Genomic DNA, 698 nt, shown 5'->3' with positions numbered 1-698 from the left:
GGGATGGCAAACAGGAAGCAAATTTTCCTGAAACAGAAATTGCATACGCATGCCTGCCCATGCGGAATGTTTAAAATGAATGACCGCGTCAAAGCCACTTCCAGGCAAAATGAACGGATCCGTTCTCGCCGCAATATTTAACGTTATGTCTGGGAATAAAGCGTTAAAGCCGCTCAGGCGGGGAATAAGCCAACGGCTGGAAAAGGTCGGCAGGACGGCGATATCCAGACTCTTACTGCCCTCAGGCATTCCCATGATGTACTGCGTATCTCTTTCGAGCCGATCGAGCGTTTCACGCACGTGATGTGCATAGCGCGCGCCAACAGGGTTAAGCTTTACCCTGCTTCCCATACGGTCAAACAGTTTACAGTTCAGCAATGCTTCAAGACGCGCAATCTGACGGCTAATCGCCCCTTCGGTTAACGATAACTCCTCTGCGGCCCGGGCAAAATTACCGTGCCTTGCGGCGGCATCAAAAGCCTGCAGGGACGCACTACTGGGTATTTTTCTGCGCATAAAATCTGTTCCTTGCTCAGTGCCTGCAACGTGCTTTCATTGACTTAATATCACTAACCCGTGACATATTATCGTTTTTAAACCTCATAACCAGCCTGTAGCATGATGAAAAATCATTGAGCAAATGTATTTGCTCGCGTTTATAACTCATGTGGAGATCGGCTGATGCTCTATACCGTGGA

Annotated in this window: 1 protein-coding gene; it reads right to left on the bottom strand. The window is 48.6% G+C overall.

All coding sequences use genetic code 11. From position 1 onward, the window contains the following. Positions 1-516: LysR family transcriptional regulator (locus J5224_RS32880; RefSeq protein ID WP_264629106.1), on the bottom strand; the 516-nt coding region annotated here is incomplete at its 3' end. Between the last annotated feature and the right edge of the window lie 182 nt (positions 517-698).

The organism is Candidatus Symbiopectobacterium sp. NZEC135 (genome assembly GCF_025962695.1).
This window is presented reverse-complemented; position numbering and strand designations above follow the sequence as displayed.